General features: G+C 39.2%; 5 protein-coding genes. 2 read left to right on the top strand and 3 right to left on the bottom strand.

The genetic code is table 11. The features are described 5' to 3' along the window. Positions 1-220: 220 nt before the first annotated feature. Complete coding sequence (locus ACS8FC_RS08215) at positions 221-631, top strand: OsmC family protein (protein WP_439261282.1); 411 nt, start codon at positions 221-223, stop codon at positions 629-631. Positions 632-1,016: 385 nt separating this feature from the next. On the opposite strand, the gene ACS8FC_RS08210 is transcribed toward ACS8FC_RS08215, so the two are convergent. The 3 genes from ACS8FC_RS08210 to ACS8FC_RS08200 all read right to left on the bottom strand — a co-directional run bounded on the left by ACS8FC_RS08210 (position 1,017) and on the right by ACS8FC_RS08200 (position 5,218). Beyond that, the gene (locus tag ACS8FC_RS08210; RefSeq protein ID WP_439261281.1) at positions 1,017-1,991 is read right to left on the bottom strand and encodes a purine-nucleoside phosphorylase; all 975 of its coding nucleotides are present in this window, start codon (positions 1,989-1,991) and stop codon (positions 1,017-1,019) included. A 319-nt stretch (positions 1,992-2,310) separates the two neighbouring features. Next, positions 2,311-3,657, bottom strand: coding sequence for a DUF1501 domain-containing protein (locus ACS8FC_RS08205; protein WP_439296433.1), 1,347 nt, complete (start codon positions 3,655-3,657; stop codon positions 2,311-2,313). A gap of 76 nt (positions 3,658-3,733) precedes the next feature. Then, complete coding sequence (locus ACS8FC_RS08200; RefSeq protein WP_439296432.1) at positions 3,734-5,218, bottom strand: hypothetical protein; 1,485 nt, start codon at positions 5,216-5,218, stop codon at positions 3,734-3,736. Positions 5,219-5,628: 410 nt separating this feature from the next. Here ACS8FC_RS08200 and ACS8FC_RS08195 point away from each other — a divergent pair, with 410 nt between their 5' ends. Next, entirely contained in the window at positions 5,629-6,093 is a 465-nt protein-coding gene (locus ACS8FC_RS08195; protein ID WP_439261276.1) for a flavodoxin family protein, read from the top strand. Positions 6,094-6,108 lie beyond the last annotated feature (15 nt).

Here is a 6,108-nt window from a genome sequence, read left to right as displayed (position 1 = left end):
CAGAAGTGAAACATCATCGCGCCAATGGTAGTGTGGCTCCGGCCATGTGAGAGTAGGTCATCGTCAGCTCTCTATTCTAAAAGCCCCCTTTGCATAAGCAGAGGGGGCTTTTTTTTGTCTGGGATTGGGTAGGGCTTTAAGGAATAGCTACTGGTCATTGCTGCTGCATTCTATTACACTATTTCTATATTTAAGTTAACTTCCTTAGAAAGGATAGAGTATGACAACATCAAAAGTAACCTACCAAGGCGACCTACGTACTACTGCCATACATTTGCAATCAAACAATGAAATCATTACTGATGCTCCGACTGATAATCAGGGTAAGGGCGAAGCATTTTCACCGACTGATTTGCTAGCGACCAGCTTAGCCAGTTGTATGTTGACGATTATTGGTATCAAAGCGCAAGATATGGAAATTGATATTGCAGGCACTACGGCTGAAGTGACCAAAGTTATGGCAGCTGACCCCAGACGAGTCAGTGAAGTTCATGTTGCTATTACCTTTAATCAACAGCTTGATGAAAAAACACAAAAGATATTCTATAACACCGCGCTCATGTGCCCGGTTGCGAAAAGTATCCATCCTGATATCATGCAAAAGGTGACTATTGATTCTAAAGAATATTAATTCTAGAAACTAGCACAAGTGATTTTCGATGATGTTAATCGTGTATATCTCGGTACTAATTTGGTGTCAAAGCCGTCGATACAGTGACTGATGTTGTAGCTACTATTGAAGAGAGTCAGTAAAGTGAATATGATCATTATATTACCAAGGCAGCTTGTGGTGTGTGAAATAAGCTTTGCCGTCAGCCTATTTTAGTTAATTATCTTTCACTTTTTCAAATAATTTTAGGTTTAATTGTATAGGGGTAATGCAACGAACCTAAAATGATAAAGCTTGCCAAAACCGAATTCTGGCAAGCTTTACTACTGTTATAACGTTCAAACAACGTTCATGAAGTGCTTTTTTGGAAATGAATCAGCTAGATATAAATCCTGAATCTTGGTTCTTATTTTTGCTCAAGTTTTGGTACACCGTCTTCCCAAACATCCCAGTTATCAACGATATGATCGACAGTTTCTGATCCTACCAATACTATATTTTCCACTGTTTCTGAAAAGCCACCAGCGGTTTCTCCTGGAGCCGGATCTAGGTGTTGAAGGGTAGTCTCATTTGGATGACCTTGATCAAAGTTCACCGCACCACGTAAGCTCATTATCCGCTTAGTCCCTACAGTTCTATCTAGTACTTGCGCTATGGCAGCGGCTTCCATTTCAGTGATCACGTAATCATCTGCGTTATACAGCTCAGTGATATATTGAGCTTGTTTTGACAAGCCTGGACCATGAAAAAACGTATCTCCTGTCATATGAGTTCCTACCGTTATAGCTGGACTACGTCTTGCCTCAGCATTTGGGTATCTCATTCGATAGTCATTGGCTTCTTTTGAATCTTTTAAAGAAACTGACTCACTCAAATGTAGATTCCATTTAAGTAATTCAGGGTTGAGTTGATAGCGACGAATATCCTCATAGCCTTTGCGCGGTGTAAAAGTAGGCGCGCCTTTTTCACCTTCTTCTGCTTTCCAGCGGTGACCTAAGTCATAGTCCACCAGCCAAGATGCCCAGCTGACATCTCCTATAGTACCTTTATTAGGTGGTGTGCCTGCGACGCCACTTAGAATGAAATAACTCTTTGTAAAGTCAAATTTAGGAGAGAGTGTTATTGCTTGCACAGATGCTGAAGATCCTACTTTACCCATGCCTAATACTGACCCACAAACACCCTCAGAGTTACAGTAGACTGGGCTGTGAGCACCTTTTACTTTTATGGGCTTACTATCTGCGAAATATTGATTATACCAATGCTGAAATTCGCCGGCTTTATCTCCACTATTTTCACCAATTTCAAACATCGCGGCGATAAATACTTTTACTTTGATCTCATCTTCAGGAGTTTTAGCTTGCGCACTACTACAGAACATAAGCATGGTAGTAAAAAAGGATAAATAGAAAAAACGTTCTTTTATAAACATGTTTGATGCCTATTTGAAATATGGGGTTCTAGGTTAATTGTTTGATTAGAAGTAGCTAAAATTTCTGCTAAAACTAGGAGAGTTTACTTTGCGTAGAATAACATAATCTGCAAATAGGCTGCAGAGGGCGGTATGCACTACTACTGTTTATTATAAAGGTAATATAACGAACCTAAAACGATAAAGCTTGCCAAAATTGAATTCTGGCAAGCTTTATTGCTGTTATAACGTTCAAACACCTTTCATAAAATGCTTTTTTAAAAACTAATCAGCTAGACATAAAGCCTAAATCTTGATTATTAAATTTATGCAAATTCGGCGCTACCATGGTTAGATTATTATCTGAGACACCAAACCATTTAGCCAAAGTCGCTGAATACTGATCGATAGATGTCGTAGGTAACCACGCACCTTCACCGACATCAATGGCTGTATTTAGACCTATCTCTGGAGCTTGACCATAAAAATCTCTACCTTTTACAGCGCCGCCCATAATGAAATGGTGACTTCCCCAGCCGTGCTCTGATCCGTTACCATAGCTATTCAAAGTTCGACCGAACTCTGACATCGTGAAAGTGGTAACATTTTGAGAAACGCCTAACTCTTCAGTAGCTTCATAAAAACTTCCTAATGCATCATCAAGTAGACGCATCAACGTATCATGTCGCCCAAGTAGATCATTATGTGTGTCGAACCCTTTAAGTTTCACAAAGAATATTTGACGTTTGGCACCCAGCTTATCTCGTGCTTTGATAAGTGATGCTACTGTTTTTAACTGTTGCGCTAATGTATTTTCGGCTGAAAATTCAGTTGAAATAGTTTTTGCGTCTTGGATGGCAGATAACATCATTGATTCATTGGTGGAGTTTGCAACTGTACTGTCATCGGACGAAGTAAATAAACTACTTAGTGCTTCTGAAAAGGTCGTCGTACCAGATACTGATGACCCTTCTTCAATACCTCCAGTAATTTTGAGACCATCAGAGGTAACTGTCAATGGGTTGGTCTTTTCGCCTGTTAGAAATACATTATCATCATCGGTACTGATACAAGAAAACGTTCCATGGGAGTTTTGTTTTATGATTGCATCACCAATTCTTCCACCCCAGCCTTCTCTAAAAGAATCCGACGCGGTGCTTTGCCAGTTTTGTTTTTGATTATAGTGAGCAAATAAGCCTCTGGGTAACGCTACTGATCGATTCTTATACTGATCCATTGAGGTAGGTTGCACTAAAGATCCTACGTTTTGTAAAACTGCCAGTTTTTTTAAGTGAAACAAGCTATTTAGACGCTTAAGATTAGGGTTAAAACCCCATTTTAGACCGCTAGCTAGCTGAGTTGTAGGTATTAAAGGTAGTACATTTGATCGATCTAATGCAATGTCTTGACGTATCTTATGATAAGTTGCATAGCTGGATGTGTCGATAGGAATCAAAGTATTGGCTTGATCATTACCTCCGTCTAATAGGACACAGACCAAGGCTTTATAGTCTGAGCCTGCTGTTGCTGCTCTCGCTTTGTTAGCTGATAAGCCCATAGCCATAGGTGCAACAACACCAGCACCTGCTAAATAACTTAAACGCTGTAAAAAGGCTCTTCTTGATAACTCATTCACAATAACTTTCCTATAATCTTTATTACTTTATTGGGTACTAGACCATTGAACTGCGTTACTACTAATAAAAATATTATTAACTATAATTTTTATTACCTGTGACATTTTGAACAACGACATTGGTCGAAGGATCAACTTTAAAGCTTGCAACTTTAGTATTAGTTTTAGTATTAATATTTCTGGCAATACAATCTTCGCCAAGAGTAATTAGCCAGCTAAAAGATATCGTATTATCTAGTTTAATATTCTGAAACGTACAGTCCTCAAGTAACTTTTCATACTTTGATGTCATAATAACGCGGTTATTATATGTACCACCTTCAACAGTAATGCCTCTAAATGCTTTCTGTTTAGATTTTGATGTCAGCCTGATGTATGGGGCATGTCCATCGTGATTACCTTCTTTGATCATAAGACAGTTACGGATAGTAATATCAAAGTAATTGCGATTATTACGATTGTTATCTTGTATTATGATCTGACGACCTCCAGACGAGTTGCTAGCATTGATAAACTCAATGTCTTCATATAATACATTGCCCCATTGAAGAGAAGAGGTAGGTGGTTCAATATCAGCAAGGTATAAACCGCCATAGGTTGGTGAAGAGTCATTTCGGCTGGGGTTTGTAGAATAGACATATACATCTTTTTTAAACCGAACGACGCCATTTTTAAGCGTTATACCAAAGCCTGATGCGATAGTAAGACAGTTTCTGTTAGATGGACCTATTTTAAAATCACTGGCTTCAAAGTTCATTTCCCCGTTGCCACGTATATATAAGCTGTCGTATATCGCTCCTTCAGAGGTAAAGTTGCTAAACTTACAATCTTTGCCCCATATCCACATGCAATAGATAGAGGTGGCCAATGGGCTGTTAGTGTCAGCATGCTTTATAGTTTGACCTCTAAAATGGATGCCGGTCGCTTGAAAGCCATTTCCTTTTTCACGAACTTCAAGCACTGCCGATCTAGATTTAGCATAAAAGTAGGTTTCACCCGTACCGAACAGCCGAATATTAGGTACTCTAGGCTTCAACGCTACCTCATACCTACCATCTGGAAATATAATGTTCGCCCCTCCGCGCTTAGCTGCATCTTCAAGGGCTTCTTCGGGTGTACTATAATTACCCTTATAATAGATGGTGTCTTGATTAGGGTCAGGGTATACGCCCTCAAAATTTTGAGGAGGCAGTACTTCGCCATCCTTTACAAACATACGATTGTGGTGGTAGGCACGGCCACCATTCATATTGAGGCGCGCATAATGAGCATCTGTAGGGGCAGTAACAGTGATGCTTTTAGAATATCTGTCTCTTGCGGATACCCGTTTGATAAAATCTCTGTTGCTATCGTAATAGGCAATATAAATAAATGTGTCACGACCTCTAGGTTGTTCGCTAGAGATGTTATATTTAGCATTTGGCTCTACTTTAATAAAGTCAGATATATCACAACCACGATTATTAACAACGATACCGTCGCTTCTAACCATTTTACCTTCTGAAACTGTATTCAAATTTAATAAATTATCATTAGCAGATCGATTCTGGCTAATACTCATAAATACTCCGTTTGTTTAACTCAAATTGGCTCAATTACTTAAATTTGTAGGACTACAATATGGTTTCGTTTTACATATGTTGAGAAGTTAACGTTTAATTTTAACTTTGGTATCGCGATTGTGAGTATAGACTAGCTTTATTTCTATAAAACCTGTAACAACTGAAAAATTGTAGTAATCGAGTTTTTGAAACTGTGTCCATTTGCATAAGTCTTATACCTATGTAAAATAGTGTAATGAGATCATTCTATATAACCACTATCACTAACAGGCATAACAACTTGAGCAACCTTGGATCGATAGTATGCAAAAAGTATTCCATAACAATGCTATTGAGTGTCTTTTCCCCAAAATTATCTGTTGTGATATTATTCAAAAAATGACTATTAACCGTTATAAAGGTGATTAATATGGCTACCAAAACCTTACTTATTGTCGCGCATGCGCCATCACCGAATACCGTAAAGCTCGCACAAGCGGCTTATGACGGTGCTAATCATCCTGATATAGATATCAATGTCATTCTAAAGTCGCCCCAAGATACGCAGCCTGAAGATGTATTGGCTGCTGATGCATTATTATTAGGGACGACAGAGAACTTGGCTTATATGGCAGGTTTGACCAAAGATTTTTTTGATCGCTGCTACTATCCGGTGCTCGAAAAAAAGCAAGGGATGCCATTCGCTTTATATATTCGGGCAGGACAAGATGGCACAGGGACCAAACGTGCGCTACAAACGATTACGACGGGGCTACGTTGGGAATGGATTCAAGAAGCACTTATTTTACAAGGCGATTGGCAAGAGACGTTTAGCGAGCAAGTAGAAGAGCTGGCAATGACATTGGCCGCGGGTGTAGAGGCGGGTATCTATTAGGTCAATGTGGTAGGT

It is taken from the genome of Psychrobacter sp. 1Y4 (assembly GCF_051847555.1).
This window is presented reverse-complemented; position numbering and strand designations above follow the sequence as displayed.